The 24,489-nt window shown below is 41.0% G+C and carries 12 protein-coding genes; all 12 read left to right on the top strand.

Annotation, left to right across the window (positions count from 1 at the left end):
- Positions 1-386 precede the first annotated feature (386 nt).
- The 12 genes from MJO52_RS19075 to MJO52_RS19020 all read left to right on the top strand — a co-directional run bounded on the left by MJO52_RS19075 (position 387) and on the right by MJO52_RS19020 (position 24,485).
- A complete protein-coding gene (locus MJO52_RS19075; RefSeq protein ID WP_252083543.1) occupies positions 387-1,037 on the top strand; it encodes a hypothetical protein in 651 nt (216 codons plus the stop codon).
- A gap of 73 nt (positions 1,038-1,110) precedes the next feature.
- The gene (locus tag MJO52_RS19070) at positions 1,111-1,734 is read left to right on the top strand and encodes a YqiA/YcfP family alpha/beta fold hydrolase (protein WP_252083542.1); all 624 of its coding nucleotides are present in this window, start codon (positions 1,111-1,113) and stop codon (positions 1,732-1,734) included.
- 12 nt (positions 1,735-1,746) lie between these two features.
- Positions 1,747-3,633, top strand: coding sequence for a DNA topoisomerase IV subunit B (gene parE, locus MJO52_RS19065; protein ID WP_286036993.1), 1,887 nt, complete (start codon positions 1,747-1,749; stop codon positions 3,631-3,633).
- A 115-nt stretch (positions 3,634-3,748) separates the two neighbouring features.
- Positions 3,749-4,381: a hypothetical protein gene (locus MJO52_RS19060; protein ID WP_252083541.1), complete on the top strand. Its 633-nt coding sequence runs from the start codon at positions 3,749-3,751 to the stop codon at positions 4,379-4,381.
- Positions 4,371-6,290, top strand: coding sequence for a transposase family protein (locus MJO52_RS19055; protein ID WP_252083540.1), 1,920 nt, complete (start codon positions 4,371-4,373; stop codon positions 6,288-6,290). Before MJO52_RS19060 ends, MJO52_RS19055 begins: the two co-directional genes overlap by 11 nt.
- Entirely contained in the window at positions 6,287-7,288 is a 1,002-nt protein-coding gene (locus MJO52_RS19050) for a TniB family NTP-binding protein (protein ID WP_252083539.1), read from the top strand. The genes MJO52_RS19055 and MJO52_RS19050 overlap by 4 nt, the downstream gene beginning before the upstream one ends.
- Positions 7,289-7,920: 632 nt before the next feature.
- Positions 7,921-9,393, top strand: coding sequence for a TniQ family protein (locus tag MJO52_RS19045; protein ID WP_252083538.1), 1,473 nt, complete (start codon positions 7,921-7,923; stop codon positions 9,391-9,393).
- Between the two features lie 425 nt (positions 9,394-9,818).
- Positions 9,819-10,997, top strand: a complete 1,179-nt coding sequence (locus MJO52_RS19040; RefSeq protein ID WP_252083537.1) for a TniQ family protein — start codon at positions 9,819-9,821, stop codon at positions 10,995-10,997.
- Positions 10,998-12,274: 1,277 nt separating this feature from the next.
- Positions 12,275-12,661, top strand: a complete 387-nt coding sequence (locus tag MJO52_RS19035) for a hypothetical protein (RefSeq protein WP_252083536.1) — start codon at positions 12,275-12,277, stop codon at positions 12,659-12,661.
- A 45-nt stretch (positions 12,662-12,706) separates the two neighbouring features.
- Complete coding sequence (locus MJO52_RS19030; RefSeq protein ID WP_252083535.1) at positions 12,707-22,291, top strand: PQQ-binding-like beta-propeller repeat protein; 9,585 nt, start codon at positions 12,707-12,709, stop codon at positions 22,289-22,291.
- Positions 22,291-23,508, top strand: a complete 1,218-nt coding sequence (locus MJO52_RS19025; protein ID WP_252083534.1) for a hypothetical protein — start codon at positions 22,291-22,293, stop codon at positions 23,506-23,508. The genes MJO52_RS19030 and MJO52_RS19025 overlap by 1 nt, the downstream gene beginning before the upstream one ends.
- Positions 23,505-24,485 (top strand): dockerin type I repeat-containing protein, encoded by a 981-nt coding sequence (locus MJO52_RS19020; RefSeq protein WP_252083533.1) that lies wholly within the window; start codon positions 23,505-23,507, stop codon positions 24,483-24,485. The genes MJO52_RS19025 and MJO52_RS19020 overlap by 4 nt, the downstream gene beginning before the upstream one ends.
- Positions 24,486-24,489 lie beyond the last annotated feature (4 nt).

The raw sequence follows: 24,489 nt of genomic DNA, 5'->3' as shown, positions 1-24,489 counted from the left end.
GTCTTCCTCCTTGCTATTGGCTCCCCAGTAAAGAATGCAATGTTTTCGGAATAGGCAGCAAACAGGTCACTGCCTATTGGTAACAACCATTCCTATTTTGCGCGACCTGAGCACAATGTATTTTCCCCTCTCTTTTTCAGCAAAAAAACCAAATAAAACCATTCTTAACCAATCCCCTGTGTTTTTCCCCTATCCTCCCCGTACAATGAGATTACCTGTATTGAGCGGTGCTTTTTGAATATGGGAAAAGCGTGGTGAAAGGTGAGCCAATAAAGTATTCAAGTGTGGTTTCTAGAATTGCCGAGGTTTGAAGCCTAACGGTGATAGATAATGTGATTGGAGCCTCTCGCCGAATAGATATTTTTCGGAAATTCAGGAGCTTGTAAATGCAACAATTATTTTCTATACCTCTCCTCGCAATTTTATTATTGATTACGGCTTGTAGTCAGCAGTCCACTTTACAGGATCGTAGTGATGGTCTGGAAGCACGCCCCAGCCAGCTCGATGAAGTCGCGGCAGCTTTCGCCTTGGATCTCAGTGGTGCTAAGGTTTATATCGCACCGGTTCAAATTGACTACACCAAGCGATTCTCCTCCCTACCCAGGCGCCAATATCGGGAAAAAGATTACGAGCTGGACCATAGGGATCTACAGCGTTTGAATACACTGTTGGCGCAGAGCTTTAGTAATAAGCTGCTAAAACCGCGCAATGCCCAGCAAGTGTCGGAGCAGGCGGAAGCCGACTACACCCTATCCCTGTCACTGCAAGATTTTTCCCTGGCTGCACCGCTAGATCCATCTCCCTGGACTTGGCGTGTCTATACAGAGCAGAGCGCCTACGCACAGCTGGTAGGTACTTTGTACGATCGTAACGGCAGCGCAGTAATACATTTTCGCGATCGGCGGGATATTGGTGAGAATTTCGGTTCCTCTGGGCCGGGTGGACGGCTGGAACGTTTCACCAGTGTTACCTTTTGGTCAGATATGCGTGTGGATATTCGCCGGGCTTTTGCTAGCTTGAACAGATCGCTGCTGTAATCGGTCTCTGGAAGAGCAGGAACTGTGAGGAGGCCAGCCCCATTGCTGCCGTGGGGCGCTATAATCCCCGACTATGCAAACACAAAATCTCAACGGAAGGCCACTGCTGATCTATCTGCACGGCTTTCTTTCATCGCCTCAGTCCTTTAAATGCCAGCTGATGCGGGACCGGTTGGCTGCCAATCACCCACAGATCATTTTCTGTGCGCCACAAGTCTCCCCCTATCCAGGAAGTGCTCAGCAATCATTGCTGCGCCTATTGGATGGCTTCTTTGACTCAGACAACTGCGGCCCAATAGGGTTGGTTGGTAGCTCTATGGGGGGATTCTGGTGTACCTACCTAGGCGAGCGTTACCATTTGCCAGCGGTGTTGATCAATCCGGCCGTTCGCCCATCCCGCTTTATGCCGGCCTACGTCGGCCAGGTGTTACAACCCTACAGTGGTGAGTCGCAGGAGTATCGCCTAAGCGGTGCGGACGTTGATACCATGGCGCAATTGGAAGCAGAGATACCCAGTCCACTGCTGAGCCGCTATTGGCTTTTGGCACAGCGAGGCGATGAAACCCTCGATTACCGCGATGCAGAGTCTTTCTATCAAGGGCAGCGTCAAACTGTCGAGGAGGGGGGCGATCACAGCTTTCAGGGCTTCGCGCGTTACTGCGATCCCATTGTCGAATTTCTATTTAACCAGCAGTAATTTATAACCATTATGGCCAATTATTCCGCCGAAGATATTGAGGTACTCACAGGGCTGGACCCGGTGCGAAAGCGCCCGGGCATGTACACAGATACCACCCGCCCCAACCACCTCGCCCAGGAAGTGATTGACAACAGTGTCGACGAAGCGCTTGCCGGGCACGCGAAAAAAATTGAAGTGGTATTGCACAAAGACCAATCGCTCTCGGTTAGCGATAACGGTCGCGGTATGCCGGTGGATATTCACCCGGAACAGGGGCGCCCTGGTGTTGAAGTGATTCTTTCCACCCTGCACGCTGGTGGTAAGTTCTCCAACAAAAATTACCAGTTTTCCGGTGGTCTACACGGTGTGGGTGTTTCTGTAGTAAACGCTCTTTCCAAAGTGTTGGAAGTGACCATCCAGCGGGATGGTAAGGTGCACCGAATCGGTTTCAAAGATGGGGAAAAGGCCTCGGATCTTGAGGTTGTCGGTAATTGTGCAAAGCGCACCACAGGCACCAGTGTACGCTTTCTGCCCGACCCCAAGTATTTTGATTCCGCAAAATTCTCCGTGGTGCGACTGCGTCACCTACTGCGCGCCAAGGCGGTATTGTGCCCCGGCCTGACGGTCACTTTTATTAATGAGCAGGACGGTGAATCAGACGAGTGGTACTACGAGGACGGTCTCAAAGACTACCTCGCCGCTGCCAATCAAGGCTGGGAAATCTTGCCGGTCGAGCCCTTTGTGGGTAGCTTTGCCGCTTCTACCGAAGCGGCAGACTGGGCAGTGCAATGGCTGCCGGAGGGCGGTGAGATTACCGCCGAATCCTACGTTAACCTGATCCCCACCGCCCAGGGCGGTACCCACGTGAATGGGCTGCGCGCGGGCCTTCTGGATGCCATGCGTGAGTACTGCGAGATCCGCAATTTATTACCCCGTGGTATTAAGTTGGGCCCTGAGGATATCTGGGGGCAATGCTCTTACGTACTCTCCGCCAAACTGGCAGACCCGCAGTTCTCCGGGCAGACAAAAGAACGCCTCTCCTCCCGTGAGGCCACCGCGTTTATTTCTGGCGTGGCCAAGGATGCGTTCAGCCTGTGGCTGAACCAACATACGGAAGAGGGTGATAAGCTTGCCGAGTTGTGCATTGGTAATGCACAAAAACGAATGCGCTCAGCAAAAAAAGTCGCGCGTAAGAAAGTCACTCAGGGGCCCGCGCTGCCGGGCAAGTTGGCGGACTGTTCCAGTGCCGATACCTCCCGCTCCGAACTCTTTCTGGTGGAGGGGGACTCCGCTGGTGGTTCCGCCAAGCAAGCGCGGGATCGCGAGTTCCAGGCCATCATGCCGCTGCGCGGTAAAATCCTGAATACTTGGGAAGTGGACTCCGCAGAGATTCTCGCCAGCCAGGAAGTGCACGATATTGCAGTGGCGCTGGGTGTTGATCCAGGCAGTGACAATCTGGAAGGGCTGCGCTACAACAAAATCTGTATCCTCGCCGATGCCGACTCCGATGGCCTACACATCGCCACACTACTCTGCGCTCTGTTCTTACGTCACTTCCGTCCGCTGGTAACTAACGGTCATGTCTATGTCGCCATGCCGCCACTGTTCCGCATAGACATCGGTAAAGATGTTTACTATGCGCTGGATGAATCAGAGAAGCAGGGTATCCTCGATCGTATAAGCGCAGAAAAGAAAAAGGGCAAAATACAGGTGACTCGCTTTAAAGGTCTGGGTGAAATGAACCCCATGCAGTTGCGTGAAACCACCATGGACCCCAATACCCGTCGCCTGGTGCAACTGTATATTGATGCCGGCGATGACAGCAATCAGCTTTTGGATATGCTCTTGGCTAAAAAGCGTGCCGGGGATCGCAAGCAGTGGCTGGAAAGTAAAGGGAATCTGGCTGAAGTGGGTTAAGCCTGTAAATTGTAGGGAAAGTTTATAAATTTATAGGAATATTCTATAAAGTTTTTAGGAGAAAGCTATAAAAACCATATAATTTGAGCATGAAAGTTCAGGATATATGTAAAAAATGCGATCTCCTGCCCGAAAGCTGAAAAAATCCGCTGTTAAGAACATCGTTCGATTTCCGGCAATTAAGTCGGGCAGCGGAAAATCAATCCTCGTTGAGTCCATTTTGGAATCAAAGTATTGTCTCCATCTCGAATTTGATTCGAGAGTTAAAACCTACTTCCCTCAGCCGCGAACATTTAGTGTATTCATAGATGGTGAAGAACGAAAATACACACCAGATTTCGAAGTGCACTATGTATCAGGCGCTTGTAAATATGTTGAAGTTAAGCCTTTAGAGCATTCTCAAGGAGAATGGTATCAAAAACTTTTCAGTAGTTTTGAAGCTTCACTTGAAAATCCGAATATAAGTTTTCTTTTGGTTGATGAGATGGAGATTACTCGTCAGCCTTTGCTATCAAATTATGAAAAGCTCTATCAGTATAGAAAGCGCCCCATACAAGATATGCGTAACTTGTATCAGTGCGCTGAAAGTGTTGGCAATACAATGCTCCTTTCTCGCATGATTACGAAGCTAAAGGGTAAAGCCAGCTTGAGGGAAATCTATTCCTGGCTGGCATTGGGGTATTTAAAGTTTGATATAAGCTCCGAACACCTAAAAGAGACAACGGAGGTGACATTCGATGTCTGTTGAACTGTGGGTAGAAGGTGTCATCATTGAATTTAGAGATGAAGTTCCGTGTAAACGAGCGATGATCAGGTCTGTAGGCAGTAGTGAAATCGTACTCGCTGATATAGCAACTGACCGAATCTCAAGAATACCTAAAGCGGAGTTAAATGAAATCTATTCATCTGGAGGGTTGAAACTACTCGCTGAGACACGAGACTTTGGTGACTTAAAGTTTTTAGATCTTACTGAAAAAGAGCAGCAGGAAACAAATAGAAAATATCAGTACATTAAAAGGCTTAGAGAGTACGGTATAAATAAAATTACCGAAAAAAATGCAGGAACAACAATACGCGAAGTTGCAGAGAAGATTGGCGAGAAGCCCCCCCATTGGCAGTCTGTTAGAAGTTGGTACAAAAGATTTGTAGAGTCTGGCAATAAAATGCGAGGCTTGTATCCAAGACATCGATTTAAAGGGGATCGAGAACCTAAAATAGACCGAAGAGTCCTAGATATAATTCGTTCTGCAGCGAAACGGTATTTTTCCCCAAGTCAGCCATCAATGGCTTCAATTTATCGCAATGTTGAAGAGAAAATACTCTCGCATAATTTAGACTTCCCTAATGAACGATTAAAAGTGCCAAATTATCATACGGTAAAGTCCCGAGTTTTAGAGGTTTCTTATCAAAATAAGCAGAAGGCAAGACAAGGAGTTAGAGCTTTACAAGCTGAATTAGCTGGATCCGAAAGCGGAATAAAAACTACAAGAGTCTTAGAGCGAGTAGAAATAGATCATACTCTCTTAGATATCCACGTTCTCCATGATGATCATAAGACCTTACTTGGTAGACCCAACATTACAGTCCTAATAGATCACTACTCACATATGGTACTCGGCTTTCAGCTTTCATTTGAAAAGCCATCTTATGCCTCAGTTTCTATTGCTTGCATCAATGCATTTTTACCAAAGACTGAATTCTTGGAGTCGATTGGCAGCGATGCATCCTGGCCAGCTCATGGAATACCGACAACAGTAGTTACTGATAATGGTAATGAATTCTGGGGGAAGAATTTTTGTGCTGTCGCAGATGAAATTGGATCAGTATTTCAATACTGCCCGATACGGAAAGCGAACTATAAAAGTCAAGTTGAACGATTTTTTGGCACAGTAAATTCAATGGTACTGGATGATTTGCCAGGTGTAGTACGAAAGGCTGGGAAATGTGGTGATACATACGATGGAAGGCAGGAAGCTAAAATTACATTTTCTGAGTTCAAAAGTTATTTTGTGAAATGGCTTATCGAAGTTTATCACAACGAGCCAATTACACAGCTTGGAATGACACCAAATGAGTTATGGGTTAATTCAGAGCAACAGTTTCCTGTGCCTGTTGAGGAGGAAATGGATTTGATCCCCCTCCTCATGGCTTCAAGTACTAGGGAGCTTAGGAAAGGTGGAATTCGAATTTTTTCACTGGATTATAACTCAAATCAACTTAGGGATTTTTATCGAAGAGATGGACCTGGGACCGTAAATGTTCGGTACAATCCTTTTGATATTGGATATATCCTAGTTCGTGATGATGTAAATAAAATTTTTCTGAAGGTCGAATGTGAAAAATTTGAATATGCATCGGGATTGTCAGCTTTTGAACATGACAAAATTAGAGCGAAGGTAAAAGCTGTGGGTAAATCAAAATTAGATGATTTAGATCTTCAGCGGGCAAGAGTTAAGCTGTCGAAGGAACGTGAAAAATTACATGCAAGAAATTCCAGGCGCAAAACGCAGTTAACGGCTTCTAAGGCTGCACGTTCTGAAAAAATTGGTGTTAGCGATATGAAATTGGTGGTCGACAACACTAAGCAGGTTATCGATATTGATTGTGCTTCTGAAGATGATGATCTCGATATGGACGGCTGGAGCATGGATAAGTGAAGAGAGTAAATGCTATCCGTCCATTTATAAAAAGTCCGTTCATTACAGAGATGCTCAAACTATTTGATACTCTTCGACTTAAGAAGCAACAGTTTGATGTTGCTTCTTGCTTACTGTTGACGGGAGAGTCTGGAAGTGGAAAAAGTGCATTAGCGGAATACTATGTCAATAAGAACCCCATAGTCGAGCAGGATGAGAGAACGTATATTCCAGTTCTTCATTTTGAATTAAAGGCTATTTCCACTCCCTTAGAATTCTTGAGATCATTACTGGTCGCTATAGGTGACCCTCAGCAGGGGATGGGAGCAAGAAATCAAGGCGAGCTTTATGAACGGTTAATTACTTTGATACGTGTGGTTGGTGTAGAACTTCTTATTCTTGATGAGATTCAGGTAATTATTGAGCGCCGTAGTGCAAAAGTAGTAACTGGTATTGCTGATATATTCAAAGATCTAATAAAAGATACGAAAGTACCAATTGTATTTATGGGGATGCCTTGGAGCAAGTATCTTGTAGATTCAAACCGCCAACTTAAAGGACGTATCGCATACCGTCATATTGTCCCGCCATTTCGAATAAGTCAAAAAACTGAGCGAGATAACTATAGACGCCTCCTGAAACTATTATCTGATGCTTATGGTATTTCAAGTGGAATTAAGCTAGAGGATATTGCAATTACTTATAGAGTGTTTGCTGCAACAGATGGGAATTTGCGAGCGACAGCAAACTTGATTGGTGATGCTTACATTCTTTCCAAGTTGGAGAGTAGGTCTTTCGATCTAAAATTATTTGCAGATGTTATGGGGGAATACGGCGTGGCGGATAATATTAACCCATTTTTATTGTCTATAGATAAGTTAGAACTAAGAGAGCTGATTGTTCACTCTGATTGGCATTTTGGTTATCGAGTAAATAAGAACTCTATCGTGGATGCTGAGTATGCTATATACGGCATTGCTCCTAATAAAAGACTTTATATGATTGAGGGAGCTGCTTAAGGATTGTCATATAATAGGTCTATGGTATCGTCTAAAAAACTATTAATGATTTTTCTAGGTCATTCTTGGATCAAATATACTAATGAAAATTACAAGTTATTTTATTTGGTGAGTAAGTGATGTCTGCCATTGATGGGCTTGGAATAGCTTGGCCCTCAGGATAGTTTTTGGTGAAGTTTGTATCTGAGCGTGTGCAATCTATTACTGAGATACTGGCAAATGACATAGGGGCTTATGAGTTTTCAATTAGGGTTATAAATTTATTTGCTCTAATTAATAAAAGAGGAATTCTTCCAAATTTTTCTCCTCACGTGTGCGGGGTTGGTTATTGCAAGATGGTTGCTATTCTATCTTTTTAGATCTTAATTTTATTGAGTTATAGAAATGAATTGAGGGTTTTAAAGGATATGGATAGATGGGTGGTGTTTTTATTAATCGTTTATCGTGAAATGAATGCTCCTGATACTATAATCATAGAATTAAGTGCTTCAATCTCCCTCCGCTTTTAGAAATATTCAAAGTCAATTCGCAGGGCAGCATTCCAGGTCTTGTAGTTTTTATGATTTTTTCCTGATTCGATTAATGATGGTGAAAGTAGGGATATATGACCTAACGTACATACAGGAAAGGCGATGTTACTATCAAGACCTTTCATCCAGCCAGAAGAATGCTTGGTCAGTTACTTGGTTCGCTTGTCAGAACAAAATGGCTTCAATCACGTTGGCAATTTTTTGCATTATGCTGGACTTAAGTGGAAAAACAATCGCGCTCCTATATATCAGGTTTTAACAGGCAAATTTAATGTATCGTCATTGCTAATTGATCTAGGATTGTCAGAATGCCAGTCGAAGCTGACCCCGATATATAGTTCCTTTCGTAAAATCATTGATACCTCCAGTGTCATTGTAAAGTTGCCCAAGGTGTGCCCAGACTGCTTGGAAGAATTGGGGTATTGCAAGTATCAATGGGCATTGCTTCCGGTAGTGGTCTGTTCTAAACACCAAAAAATGTTGGTAGACGTGAGTTCTACTTCGGGCAAGCGCTTGAGCTGGTACCGTCATCAATTGAATAGGTTTGATGGCGAAGTCAATTGTATAAAACCTAACGCTAGTAGTGTGAAACCAAGTCTAATAGAACAATCTGTTTATATTGAGTCGTTGATTTCTGGAGTACAGTCAAATAGATCAATTCCAGTAGTATTACGAGGGATGTCATTAAGGGAAGTATTGAGCTTGATTCACTTTATTGCTCATTACCAAGTCCGTTTAGTTGGTAATTCATTTCAACCTTTAGCAATGAAAAATCAAGAGCTAGGTCAGCTTTATAAAGGCGTTTGGGACACACTCAAAGCATGGCCAGATAGCTTTTATGCGATGCTGGAACAGTATATTGACCGGCCAATGAGTGATAAAGGTCAAAGTGGGTTAAATAAGCACTTTCGAGACTTATACGAGCGCTTACATAGGCAGAAAGAGAATCAGGGCATCGCAAGAATCAAAGCAGAATTCGACAACTTTATTGAGGAGTATTGGCCTTATGCATTGGATCCTGAGCGAATTACAAGGATTAAACTGAGTTCTAGAACTCGTAATATCATCTCAAAAAAAGAAGCCGCTAATATTCTTGGGTCCCGAATAGTAAGGATCGATAAACTTGTTCAGCAAGGTCGTTTGATGCAGGTATTTTTCCAAGGTAAGGTGTATTATAAGAGAAACCAAGTTGAATCGCTTGCGAGCGAAGTGTCATCAAACTGGACCATGGTCGAGGCTTGTAAAGCGCTTGAATTAACACGGTATCAATTAAAACAACTCTTAGATGCGGGTATTATACCTGTGCTTCAGAAGCCAGGAAGTTTGAACCGTGATTGGGTAATTAATAAGTCACAATGTATCTCCTTTGTTGAGGATTTAAAGAAAAAATCTCGTCAGACAGAGCCTCCTTTAGGTACTACATCTATGGGGGGTATTCAGCGAATAGGATATTCAATTGTTGAGCTTATTTTTGCTATGCAGCGGGGGGATGTTGAATATAGTGTATCTTCTGAAGTAAAGAACCACACAAGTTTGAAACAGTTTATAGCCTTTAAAGTCAATAAAATAAACTAATATAGTGGCAGTTCTAGGTGTTATTGCTGGCTAACACTAATTGTTAAAATTAATTTCCTATTCTTTTCAGGAGGGTGTAAAAGCAGATTACATTTCTATCGCAATAAAAATTTTTATTGCTACCATTTTAGAATCTATAAGCATTGATAATTTAATCTGCAATTTTTGTTTTATTTCTAATATGAAACTCAAAACTGTAAATAGAGTATGTTTCTTTGATATATTGAGAGTTAGAGCATTCTCTATAAATATATAATCACTCCAGTTGCTTCTAGAACAGAGAGAGCTTAAGTAGATCATTGGGTATTCTGGTTGAAGTTTTCGTTTATGGTAAAAAATGTCTTGGTTGGTATCAATGACACCCTGCCAGGAATTGTAGTAAGGGAAAATTATTTATTGGTTGGGTAGGATAGTTTAGGAAAAATATGAATTTTTTATATAGAGAGAAGAAGTTTGTTGATGAAAGCTTATCTGATTATGTGGGACGATTAGCTTATTGGAATGGTTATAGAAATTCTAAAGTTCTGATTTCTTTACTGATTAAAACATATTCCAGCCTACTGGTTGGAAGTGATATTTCTGAGAGAGAAAGAGCTAGGCTAAGTAATATTAATGTTGAGTATAAATACCACAATTTAAAATGGCATAAAATCCGAATTGCATTGGAGTTTATTCTCAGAAGATACTTTATTTTATCTGAACTTAATCTGTATGAAAAACCCCCTAAAAGTTGGCTGTATGAAAGTAAACTTTGCTGTAAATGTTGGGATGATAATCCATATGTAAGATTTTACTGGAGAGACCGTCTATACAGTGTATGTCACCTGCACGATGAAAAATTAGTGAAAATTAAAGATATACCATACGGAACTTCATCCTCTAGCCTAGCTGGAAAAATTCATTTAAATAAATTTAATTATAACTGCGGAGTTACTAAAGCGATTTTGGATTCTCATATAGACACTGGTTGTTCTCTATCTGATCTGAATTTTGAAAGAGCTGTTGCAGAAGATGAAAGGAAGTTGTGGCATAGAGTGCGGTTATTTATGAAGGATAGATTTTTATGGGAGGTGGATCTTGAATGTCATCTTGATATTCAGGAGTTATCTGGTTTGTCTATAACTGTCAGATTAGAGAGAATCATCAGTAAGCTGCATTACGAGAATAAACTTCAAGAAAAGCTACTAAGAGTTGTCTTGATACTTCAAATTCTTAGGGGGAATTTGTTAATAAACATTTGTTCATCTGTATCGACTTGGGTAATTTCTGAGTCATACTCTATAAATCCAGTTTTATATTTCTATGTTAAAGGTGTAAGAAGTCATCTATTTGCTAAAAATAAAATCTCTGATAGAGGAATTGTTTGTTCAATTTCCTTCTGTGGTTTTTCCGATAGGCAGTTATGTAAGTTTATTCTTGAGTCGGAAATCTTCACACCTGATGAAATAAAAATGCTTCATGGAGACGGGATGAAATATAGCACGGGTTGTTCAGATCCTAGAGGCAGAATTGGCAATCAGTACTATGATTATGATGAATATATAGATTATGCGGATCAAAATGTATTTGAGGTTCAGCCAATAAAGCGTGGAAATTTAATCTAGTTCTAGAATCCTAGTCACTAGAGTTTGAAGCAGTACAGATGAATGGGTGTTGAGCTGTCTAATGCAAATGTTAAAGCATAGTGACCTAAGTTTGTTAATTGTTTTATTTATTTTACTGTTTGAGTTGGAGTTTGTCTTTAAATAATAATTGAAATTATTATGCTTTAAGTAAATCGTCTTGTGATTCCTTAAATAATTTATTTTATGTCCTATAACCTTGACTCACTTCAGGTGATTCATTAGAAATAGAACCTACACGTTTGCTAATTTATTAAAGTTGGTTTTCTTTTTCTATTATGTAATTTAAACCAAGCACGAGATAAAAAAGAAAGATTCTTCTTTAGTGCCAGCCATTAATAGAAATGCTGAGATACTTCTGATGATTACTAATTTTCTTCCGAATATGTATTTTTGTAAAATATTAAAAGGAAAGGTATAAGTGGACTAACTGAGTACACAGGTAATATTGATGTTATCATACCTACTTGCAAATATTTCCTTCATTCCTCCGTGAGCCTTACCTCAAATAGCTTGGAGTTGGCCTAGTACCCATGCCGAAATCGTTAATCGCTTTATAGTTATCAATAAACAATTGATCATTTTCTATAAAAATTAGACATCATCTGATGTTAATTTTACTAGTTTTCGAAATTATTTATATAGTTTCATAAGATCTCAGGACTTTGGTAGATCAACATCTATTTGAATCAACAAAGACTGGCAAACTCTTTTATAAGGCTGGCTAGTCCACCAACTTAAAATTACCGTTATGCTTAATCTATAACCTTAAAATAAATTTTTAGCAATTATGTCATCGTGAAGGTGAATTTTATCTAATGTATTTCATAATAAATTAGAGCTATCTCCTCAGCCTTTAGTGATTCCACCCATCATTTTAATTGAGCTTGAAAGCTTAACAAGTAGAATAACGATCTTGCTAACTCATTGAAAGTAGTACATTTTTACTAATTTAAGTATGTATATTCAAAAATATATTGCTAATAAGTATGATGATCGGATACTTAATTTTTTGGTTGTTAATGACAGTTACTGAAGTTTGCTGACAGCTGACTTAGAAAGCTCCCCTCTATCTAACTCATTCTTCATAATTTAATTTATTTTGTGCTCTAGATCACATCTTTACTGCCAAAAAAAATGCCATAAGCATATTAGAAAATTTTAGTATTGAATTTATAAAATATAGCCTAATCAGAAATTTCAATTTCCATTTATAGGCTAGTTAATAAAATATTATAGGTTATTGAGATTTAAAATAAATGAAGAGAAAAATTGCGTTTTTATTTGTTTTGTGCGCTGGGCTGGCTGTTGCTGTACAACTTTCTTCTTATAGGAACGCGAATTTAGAAGAGAAGCCAGATGAAAAACTCCAAAATGGTGCGAGTGTTTCAGTTAAGCAGAAAAGAAATGCTAATGAGAAAACACAAGAATTTACGGGTTCTAAAGGAGCTCTAATTGATATGAATATACAGAGAGAGCTGTCTGAAAATGAACAATATTTTTCAACGATTAGCCCAGGGACTGGAAGAACAGAGCAAAGTGAAAAAGTAGACAATGCATCTATCACGAGAATGGCAAAAGTTGAGCTGAAAAATAATTTGATAGGTTATTACAAGGCAAATAAAGAAGGTAAAGAAAGTAAATAAATAAGGATGTTGTTCTTATGTGTGTATCAGGGCAGTAGAGTTTTTATGAAGAATAGTTTTCACTTTTTGTTTTTTGCTTTGATTTTTATCTCCGCTAAAATTAATGCTGCAGAAATCAGAGATTATTATAATGAGCCGGGTTTAAACCCTTATAAGGAAACAATAAACAACCATTTTGGTGAGCATATAGATCCATTTTCAGGAATTCTGCAGTTAAAATACACCGATATCCATATTCCAGGAAATGGAGGCATGGATATTAATATTAATCGCACATATACCAGTCCAAGTAATTTAGAGATACCTATTCGAAACGGCTATGGTTATGGCTGGACAATGCACTTTGGTCGAATAGTAGCCTCCTCAAATAATGCGGATAAAATTTGTTTGCAGGATATATGGTCGATAAGCACGAAAGACAACCCTTCTCTTGAGCATCCTGATGGCGGACGTGAGTTACTTGTTCTTAACTCTATCCAAAATGACGGAAGCCTTATTACAAAAAGTAACTGGCGCGCTCATTGCGAGGAAGGCACATCCGGAATGATAGTGACGACGCCGGATGGCACTAAATACACTATGGATCATTATGATTTTCTACTAGATGGCCCTAGTTGGTATACCAGTAAAATTGAGGATGTTTATGGAAATTGGATACGCATCGAATATGTAAAAGATAGCTTAGGGCGAAGCTACATCAAGGAGATTTATAGGAGTGAAGAGGGAAATAGTTATCCTGTCGTAACTTTCGAGTATGACACTACTTCTTCTACGCTATGGCTTTTAGATTTTATTGAGGCGAATGGAGCAAAATGGAAATATGAATTTGAACCAATAAGTGGTTTTAATCCAACTGCATATCAATTGGTCAAAGTGGAAAGACCTGATAATAAATCTTGGGAATATTCATATTTTGGTGAGATTCATGATGAAGACCCTGCTGATGGACTTATTGGTATCGGCAGTTTTGCACTCGAATCTATGGAGTATCCAGATGGTGCCAAAATTAATTATACCTATCAGAGGGTTAACATCGATAAAGGTGATGGCCAAGCCTTTACGGCAATAAAAACAAAAACACTTTCGGGTATTACATCAAGAACTGAAGGGCAATCGGGAGCGACGAATACAGGCAGTTCTAAATGGGAGTATAGTTTTAAAACTCACAGTCGTTTCAGTACAAGTACAGGTCTTAAATTTGATAAGACAACAGTGACGAGTCCTTTTGGAAAAACTGAGTATTTCTTTGCCGGCAAAGATATTAGCAATATTAATGACCATGAGTATAAATTTTTTAAGCGATCATCAATTGGTCTTCTTTATGTTGAAAAAAGATATGATAAATCTGGTGTATTAATTTTCCAAAAAAATAATCAATGGGAACTTAGGAAGATTTCAGATGAAAATATGTGGCATGGAGGAAGCGGAGATTTTTGGATTGAGATAGGCACTTATGCACCTATGCTGGCAGGAGAGTATGTTGCTTATGACGCAGAAACTTTTAATATTTCAATAAATGAATATTCCCGCTTCGTTGAATATAAATCACATGATGCATATGGAAATCCCAGAATCGTAAGAGAATTTAGTAACATTCGTGGACAGCAGGATAGGATAACAGAGTTAGAATATTCAAATGATACTACAAAATGGATTTTGGGAAATGTAATAAGAGAAGAGGTAAGCAAGGGTGACGAAAAGTCAATAATAATAAAGATATATGACGACTTGGGCAGTCTAGAGGAAGAAAATAATAATGGTGTTATTACTAAATATAATTATCATTCTAGCGGTGATGTTTCTAGTATTGAAGATGCTAATAATAACGTTAAAAGGTTTTCTGATTACAAACGCGGTATTGCTCAAAAAGAAGAACACCCGGAAGATATTATCATTAGTAGGGTTGTAAATGATTCAGGAACGATAAGTTCATCTACTGATCCAGAAGGACGCACTACCTCTTATACATATGATAATATGAACAGGTTAAAGAGCATTGATTATCCAATTAATAATGATCTCATCATTACCTATCAAGCTCGATGGACAACTGTTGATCCCGATACTTCAGAATTGATTCCCTACAATACCAGGAAACTCCAACGTGGAAACTTTGAGCAATTAGATTACTTTGATGAGCTGGGTAGGCTAGTAAGAACAGATCGTACCGATATTTCTTCTGGGGAGACTATATCTGTAACGTACATGGTTGATGAGTTAGGTAGGAAGATTTACCAATCTTATCCATTTACAGAAAAGGAAAAGGGTGGAATAAGTTTCGAATATGACAATTTAGGTAGGATTGTTAAGGAAACTAACTCAGATGAAAGCTACAAATCATATTCTTATAAGGATGAGGTTGTCACGATTACAGATGAAAAGGGAAAAGAGACAATTTATCTTTATAGAAACATTGGGCTAACTGACTCTTCAATTTACACTATTAGTCAGTCAGATTACATGTACACAACTTTTAAGAGGAACCTATTTAACCAGCCAATTGATATCGCTCAGAAAAAGTCGAACATTATTGAGCTTAAAAGAACCTATTCCTACAATGACAGATTCCTTCTTGAAAGTAAGTATGACCCAGAAATTGGTATTACCAAATATACTTATGATTCTGTTGGTAATATTGAATCGGTAAAGGCTCCGGATGGTGATGTTACGTACTACAAATACGACAATCTATATCGAGTGACATTAATTGATCAACCAATGGGAACTGATGATACATCTTTCACATATTATAAAGACGGCAATATAAAGACATTAGTTTCGGGTGGCTCATCATGGACTTATTCTTATGATGAAAATGGGAACTTGAAGCAGGAAGATTTTTTAATAAATTACGGCATCCCCAAAAGCTACGTTTTTAACTACGAATACGATAGTCTTGATAACCTTAGCCAGATTAGATATCCAAACGCTATGGTTGTAGATTACTTACCGAATGCCTTCGGTAGGCCTACCAAAGCGGGTAGTTATGCTAAAGATGTGGAGTACCATCCTACGGGTCAGCTAAAGTCTATTACTTATGGAAATGGGAAGGTAGCTGAGACCCAATTAAATGAACGCCTATACCTAGAATCCATCTCTATTGATGGATTGGTAGATCTAACTTACGATTATGATACTGTAGGCAATGTTCTATCTATCACGGATACTTTAAATAGCTCGAATGATATTGTTGCTAATTATGATGATATTCATAGGCTACGTTCGGCACAAGGTCGCTGGGGTAGTGCATTCTTTACTCACACCGCGTATGGTGATATTGCCGCTAAACAGATAAATAATTCAGTTGTAAATTACTACTACAATAATGGCTTATTAACAAAGGCTGAAGAATCGAGTGCGCTCAATAAATTCGATTATGATAGACTTGGAAATATAACCAAGAAAACACGCTATGGTTTAGACCATGATGGTTATGTAGTTTCATCTGAGAGTAGTAACTTCAAGTTCGATAATGCATCTAGGCTAACGCAAAGTATTACAGCCGGAAAAGAAAAAGATTATTTCTATGATGGTAATGGGCGGAGATATCAAGAGCGCGGAAGCGAAGTCTATGATAATAAATTTAGTATATATGTGAGTTCTGGAAGCCTACTATTTGAGGAGGATTTCTCAGAGTGTTCTACTACCAGCTACATTTATTTAGATGGAAAACTCATTGCCCAATCTGAAGATCAAGTCGTTCCTATAGGGTTAGACTCAGATTCCGATTCAATTTCTGATTGCTTAGAGATTCAGCTTGGATTAAATCCAAATGATCCTATAGATGCAGATCAGGACAATGATAATGATGGTTTAAGTAATATCTATGAAATCAAGAATAACGCATTTATATCCATTGCTGATAGTGATGGAGATGGTGTTTCTGATAAAGATGAAATTAATCAGCATGGCCTAAATCCTCTTGCATCTGATACCGATGGTGATGGATTAAATGATAATGCTGAATTAACTATTGGCCTTGACCCAAAATTGTTTGATACAGATAGAGATGGCGTCGATGATAGTGATGAAGAAGCCTTCGGTCTTAATGCTCTAGACCCTAAAGATGGATCTCTTGACCTGGATGCCGATGGATTTAGTAACCGTCAAGAGAGCGCTATTGGATCAGATTTAGGCACCTATTCAAGTAATCCTGATAAAGGGGCATTAGCTTGGTATACGGAAACATCCGGTTCTATACAGGGAGCGGTGAGTGTTGACTTGTCTGGTAATCTATATGTAGGAACCCGCGAAGGGGATGTTTATTCAATATACCCTAACGGTGAAGTACGCTGGAAATTTAAAACCAGCCAGGCCGTCTTATCCACTCCAACGATCGCTTTAGATGGAACTGTGTACGTTGGGTCGAATGATAATCGAATATACGCAATTAACCCAGATGGAACCGAAAAGTGGAAGTATAAAACTTATGGAGACATACAAACCTCACCAAGTATCGGCTCTGATGGAACTATTTATGTAGCATCTGCTGATCGCACCCTATATGCGTTAAATGAGGGTGGCTCTCTACGATGGAGCTATGTTTCTCCTGAAAGCTTCGGAACTCCAGGGTTTTCATCTTCACCTGCAATTTCATCAGGTGGGACAATTTATATTGGCGAGGAATTTTCAGGACAATCTTACCTAAGTGCTATTTCTGAAAGTGGTGACATAAAGTGGCGCTATGAGACGGGTGGTCGTGTCAATTCATCCCCTGCCATAGGTCAGAATGGAGATATTTATTTTTATGCCAATGATGGATTTATATATTCACTAACTAAAGGTGGCTCCTTACGGTGGAAGTACGATTCGGGAAAGAGTACTGGTTATTCACAATACTGGTCTGTTGTCCTTGGCGAGAAGGATTCTGTCTACTCAAGTACTGTCAAGGGAGAAGTTCTTGCTTTAAATAGAGCAGGACAATTTCAATGGGCATTTGATCCATTGGGTGTGCCCTACACACCGGTGATTAGTAAGGATGGAACTCTCTATTTTGGCACCACCAATGGCTATTTATATGCACTAAATAGCACAGGTACTGAAAAGTGGAAGCATACTCTTGGTTATTTATATATTGCACCCCCAATAATTGATATTGATGGAACCATTTACATTGGAGATACCAGCAGTAGGTTAAAGGCGTTTGTAGAAAGTAATGGCGGACTATCGGACTCATCCTGGCCCATGTTTGCCAAAGATCGATTCAGCTCAGGTAACCAATGTAGAGCTGAAGGTATCATATATAGCCCTATTTTGGATTCAGACTCTGATGGTATACCCGATTGTACAGAGTTTGTTTTTGGTCTAAATCAAAACGACGGTTCTGATGCTTTGCTAGATAGTGATGGGGATACCATCAGTAACCTAGATGAATACTTAGCAGCGACCTCTCCTGTTCTTGCTGATACCGATGGTGATGGAATTAATGATAACCATGAAGAGCTCTTAGGTACTGGAGTACTTACTCCTGACACGGACGGGGATGGAATTCTAGATGGAGATGAGGATTATGACTTCGATGGTGTTAGTAATGGTAAAGAAGTTATAGGTGGTTCTAACCCCTTTTTGAGTGAGCGTCGTTTAAGAAAGGGTATTAACTATTTCCACTATCCCTTTACAGGTAATACGGATATTTCTGCTTATTATTTCCTGGAAAGCCTTGGGGGAAATAAGGTCGTCCAAAAGATTGAGAAATACAATTCAGAAAACGATACATTTGTTGCTGCAGAGTATATATCAAGTGTATTGCAAGGAGAGGATTTCTTAATTAAGCCAGGTGAGGGCTATATTCTTCACGTGCTAGATGAGACATCAATAGACTTTAGAGGTGAAGTTATATGTACAGATTCCAATCTAAATTCAGGATTTAATCTTATTGGCTTTTCATGTATTGCTGGAGATTTTAGCGCTTACGATCTGCTTCTACACCTTGGTGGAGAAACTACTGTTAGCAGTGTTCAGCGCTTCAATAGTGAATCAGGTAGGTATGAGTCTGCTAGCTGGAAAAATGGTGCTCCTTCAGGAGTAGATTTTGACCTAAATAATACTGAGTCTTATATTGTTTATGCCAATGAACCAGTAGAAATTGTAAATTCACCTACTAATTACTCTCTTTCTATTGTTACTTCACATAGTCATGGTGGTAAGGCGATGGGAAGTCCTGTAAAAATTAATGGAGAGATGCAAGCTCTAGTGACCGTTAGTGGCACTATAGATGATAATTTTGCAACTGTTTGGGTTAATGGTGTAAAAGCTGTTGTTGTAAATGGAGTGTTTTCTGCAAAAGTTCTATTGCCAGTAGGCTTACATGATGTAGAAATTGTTGTTATTAATAGAGATAACTTAAAAAGTACTTCTTTCATTACTTTGGATGTACAGCAGCCAGTTGCATTTAAGGTTAACTCCCATAATGACAATCAAGTTATTAACCAAAGTAATCCAATTATCTTTGGTGAAGTTGACCCAATTATTGATGAACTGTTGGTGAATGGTAAACCCTCAGTATTAGATAATGGGACGTTTAGGTATGGTTATTATTGCAAACCTGATAATAATATATCCGGTTCTCATTGTGATTGGAGTCAACATAAAGAGCGTTTGGCTCTGGATGTCGGAACTCAAAGTATTAAGATTGAGGCCTTTACTCAAGGTGAGTTAATCGCTACAAAGATTATAAATCTAGATGTTCAAAGGTTGAAGGTCTCTACGTTAAACCCAGGAGTTACTAAGCATGCATTAGGGCCAATATTAGTACCTAATGAACTGGTTGAGTATATAAAATCGTATGACGTAAACTACGAATCTAATCTAATTGATGGGTTAGAAAGTAATATTACAAGCTCTGACCCTGAACCTATCATTGATGAAAATAAATTTGGCGTATCTATTGATGTTGATATTGTTAGCGGATTAACTGGAAATTATGAAAGCATTGCTACTGTTGTCCTAACTGCAGGAGATGGTTCTTCGGTATACGCTGTTGATATCTTGCTTGACTATGAGGTGCCTGTTTCTACAGTTGCACCAGAATTTACGATTGATTCCCCAGTAGAAAGTGAGGATATTCTCTATTCATTTGGTTTAGTATCAGGCAGCTATAATCAATCTGTTAAAGAAATTCTTGTTAATGGCGAGAGTGCTGTTCACTTTGAGGGTGGGTATTATTCACATAATACAGATTTATCCTCCGGTTCAATTACTGTTGAAGCTATTGCAGAGAATCCGGATCTCACAACCACAAAGACGATAAGTTTTACCCCTCATGTTACTGAGGTTACGCTAGCCTCAGGTGAGGTATATCAAGGTGAGGTAATTGAAACTTTAAATTTCCCCAGTAGTAGAGAAATAGGAAGCATTTTTGCCGGGGATGTTCGCTTAATTGGTGCTCCATCGTTTATTGATACGCATACGAATAGCATGTCGATTGTTATTTCTAATACCCATCCGTATAAAACTTTAAAGCATAAATATGGATTGACTCTCAATAAGTTTTCATCCAAGCCAATTGTTTCTGGGGTCTATGAGTTCTATATTGATTGGGGTGTAGATGTCGGGGGGTTCAAGCCATATATGCTTATCCCGGTCAAGATGACGGTATTTGAGAGCAGGGGGGCTCCAGATGTCGCATTGTATTCACATAAAGATGGAGATGTTATACCTGAATCAAGGGCAGGTATTTCTATTCGTGTGAGCAATGATTCTGCAGCTACCGTTAAAGTAAATGGTGTTTTGGCAAAAATGGAACAAATTCGCAATGTTCCTTTTATGGATCATACCTATTCCGCCATTGTCGACCTCAATGAAGGTTCTAATACGATCAATGTGGAGGTACTCGGATTAAATGGTTTGACCACTAATAAAACCTATACATTAACTGTTGACTCTGTCGATGCGCCCTCAGTGGAAGTAACATCCCACACAGAGGGAGAAGTTGTTAATACAGAGCCTGTTATTGTCATCCAGGCACCAGCCGAAATTAATAAGTTGGTCATGTATATGAATGATCAAATCTATTATCCGACAAAGAATGGGGCTACTTATTCCTGGGACGGCCTTGCCATGAATGAAGGTAGTAACTTTATGGAGTTTTATGCTCCGGGATATTTACAGCCGGTTGCAACGCGCACAATTAATTTGACACCACCATCTGCACCAGTAATAACCATCACTTCTCATACAGAGGGAGAGGTTGTGACTGCCCTACCAATAGCTCTTAGAGGAACCATTAAAAATCCTGTTGGAAGTTTGACTATTAATGGTATGGACGTGAAGCTGGACGGTGAAGACTTCACTGTGCCCTATTGGGACCTACAGGAAGGTAACAATACGATCGAAATTGTGGCAAAAGGTCCTGGTACGCACGGGAAGGAGACGGTACATAGCTTCAACTTAGTTAATCAAAGTAATGAAGCACCTAGGCAGATCACTCTTTCTCAAGGCGGGAAAACCTATTTCCGTCATGAATTTACTGTTCCCGCTGAGATAAGGAGTGGACACTCGACGCTTTCAGTTCATATGGGAGATGAAACTCCATCAGGCCTGGAGCAAAATCCTTGGTGGAGTCACGAATCTCTTTCCGATGGGCGCTTTGTTTTTACTGTTGAAATGGCTCTTATAAATAATATGAGTCCAGGGGTATATTCCTTCCCAATATCTATGTTGTTTGAAGATGAAGATGACAAACTTAAGGTGTTTGAAAGCGTCACTGTTGATCTGACTGTTTCTGACGAAAATATATTGGAGCTAGGTACTTCTATTGACGGCAAGGAATTACTGTCTATTGATTCTGTAATAATGAATTCAATCGATACTTTTGAGTTCACTCCCAGCTCCTTACCTACTGGTGTTGGAGTGAATTTTACCCATTATTATTTGAATTCCAGTGATTCTACTGCGGAAATTTATTTTGATGTGTATGCCTCACCCGATGCTGTGCCTGGGAGCTATTCAGTGCCTGTAACCATGAAATTCCTGAGTGCTGACTCCTCAGAGCTATACAGTGTTGTTCGAAATATTGACATCAATGTTGTGCTGCCCCAGGCAGGTCCTCCGACGGTAGTGATTGACTCCCATAACAATGGCGAAGTTGTGACTACTCCACAGGTGACGATTAGCGGTACGGTTGCTGACTTCAATGCAGCGGTACTAGTCAATGGCCAATTCGCAATAGTTGAACAGACTCATGGCAGTGAAGGTACTTTCAGTGCAGATATCACTCTGGAGGACGGCGCCAATCAGATTGCTGTAGAAGCCACTGGTGAAGGTGGGCTGAAATCCAGAGATGAAATTACGATAAACCTGAGTTCCCAGTCCTCTGGTGGTGGCCTGGTTATCCCTGCGGGCGATACGGTTGCAACCTCTGAATCTTTTCAGTTTGACCCGATTAGTTTTTATGAGGTGCGCGGATATCAGTTCAGTGTGGGTGGGAGTAATGCTGCGATTACTCCGAATAACTTTACAGTAACCCCTATTCAAGGGGAGTTGAGCTGGGTAGTTGGATTTGATGTATCTGTTTCACCATCAACAAGCCCAGGAGATTATGAATTAACGATTACCCACACCTTTTTGGATGGGAATGGCCAAACAATTCTCGAGGAATCCCGAGTGCTCAAAGTTGAGGTAACAGAATAATGAAAAGGAAAAAGTCTATTCTGCGTCTGCTTAAAGCCCGGGGTCTTTTTGTTACCAGCTTATTGGCACCAATGATTGGATATGCAGCAACTACAGAAATATCAGATCTAGTGATAGCGGATGTCACTGACCGCTCGCTGTCGATTATATTTACTACGTCTGAAAAGGCTTCACCGGCACTGGCGGTATTCACCGATGAGGGTGCTACGGCACCCGCTACGAATATAGAAGTTGTGCAGTTCCCAGTGCATACCGGGGACCCGGCAATCAGTGGTCAATTCCGCCCATATTCCATCGCCAATATTGTCAATGGAGCTAAGAGTCGCTTTATTGTGAAGCTGGAAGTTCAGGGGTTAGAGCCTGAGACCAATTATTACTTGAAGCCAAGTGTAACCTCTGAGAGTTCTGGTGAGGAAACGGTCTGCCCCGATGCTGGCTCCGATTATTGTCCAAGAATTTTTTACCTGAGGCCGAGCGCAACTTCTGAGAGTTCCGATGAAGAAACAGCTTGCCCCGATACCGATTTCGATGATTGCCAGGGAGTTGAAGAAGTGCCACTGATCATTGAGACAGCTAAAGGGGGAGTGCATGCTGAGCTGGATATTTCCAGTGGCAATACCCAAATGTATCTTAATGATCAAATCATCATCGATACTGAACAAGGTAATATCGGTGATCTCGTAATTATTGCCGTTGAGGGTGCCCGCTATCCACTGAGTGCTTTTGTTGGTGATGGTATCGAGGCTCCAAGGGCAATTGCCGACCTCAATAATCTTTATTCAGAATCAGATAACACCCTATTGCGTATTGAGGGCTCAATGCCTGATGGCCAGCGTGGTGATTTTGGCGAGGCGGCTCAAGTGCGCCTCTACCAGGGGATTGAAGGGGTCAATACGCTCTATCGTGGTATTGGGATCAATAGTGGCAAAGGCCAAGCAGTACCCCTGAATAAATCTGCACTCGGAGACTGTAACTTGAGCGGCACCGTGAATGGGTACGACCAGCTACTACTCAACTGGGTGGTGGATAACGGCCCACTAGCGGAGTTGCAACGGAAAATCGCCTTCCACCCCGCCTTGTGTGACTTATATAAAGAGGGCGGTATCGAAAGTTTATCCATGGCGCCAGAAATTAACGAAGAGGACCTGACCCGCTTGAAGGAATTCTTGGTAGGTAGCAAGACCACAGATGAACTGCCGGAGGAGCCTGTTCAATGAGAGCTGTTACAAGGAATCAATTACTGGGTGCATGCCTGGGCCTTTCCCTAAGCGCTGCGTCTATCGCGCAACAATCTCCATTTAGTGGGAGTGCCTCAGTCAACCTCGGCAACAACCAGAATGCTGTTTCACAGACGATAGTATCGATGCCGTTACAGGTTGACCTCAGTGGTGTAATGGCAATAGACAAAGACAATCTCGCAGTGGATGCCGCGCTCGGCGCTATCCGTGTGGAGATCGCCTACAACTCCAGTCAAGTGGTGCCTATTGTGGACTCTTTCACCGTGCCCGCCGGGGACAGCACGGAATTTGCGCGGGTGCACTCCGCCTATGTGGAAGGACTGGAAGTAACTAAAAAGCTAGTCATCACCGCCTCGCAAACTGCTGAGGCAACCCCCACGGGTCTTGTGAACATTGCCAATATCCCCTTTGTTTTGCTGGCGGATTCTGGGGAGGTCACCCTGGAAGTGACCGCCCTGGATGTAATCAGCACATTGGCAACAACACCGGATGGCATTATCGGTGGTGAAACGATCCCACACACGGTTACCAATGGCGTGATCACAGTCACCGATACTACAGAAGCGATGTCAGCATCTGCACAAACCCTAATGACCAACTCCGGTGATGCCGACAACGACGGCATGCCCGATGCCTTCGAGCTTGCCCATAAACTGAACCCCAACAGTGCTGCTGATGCCAGCCTCGATAGCGACGGCGATGGTATGAGTAACCTGGAAGAGTTTGCCCGGGGAACAGACCCCAATTACCTGCATGGCGACCTCAACAATGATGGCACGGTGGATCTGGTGGATGTCATCACCGTGAAACGTATCGCCATGGGGCTGGAGCAGGCCAGCGAAGATCAACTAAAAGCCGGACACGGTGATGTCAATGCCAACGGCAGCATCGATCTTGGCGACGTCATTGTTATTGAGCGCCTCGCCATGGGCGCCCAGAAAACCAATAAGAAGTAGGGAA

This window comes from Microbulbifer variabilis (genome assembly GCF_023716485.1).
Classification (GTDB): Bacteria; Pseudomonadota; Gammaproteobacteria; order Pseudomonadales; family Cellvibrionaceae; genus Microbulbifer; species Microbulbifer variabilis_B.
This window is presented reverse-complemented; position numbering and strand designations above follow the sequence as displayed.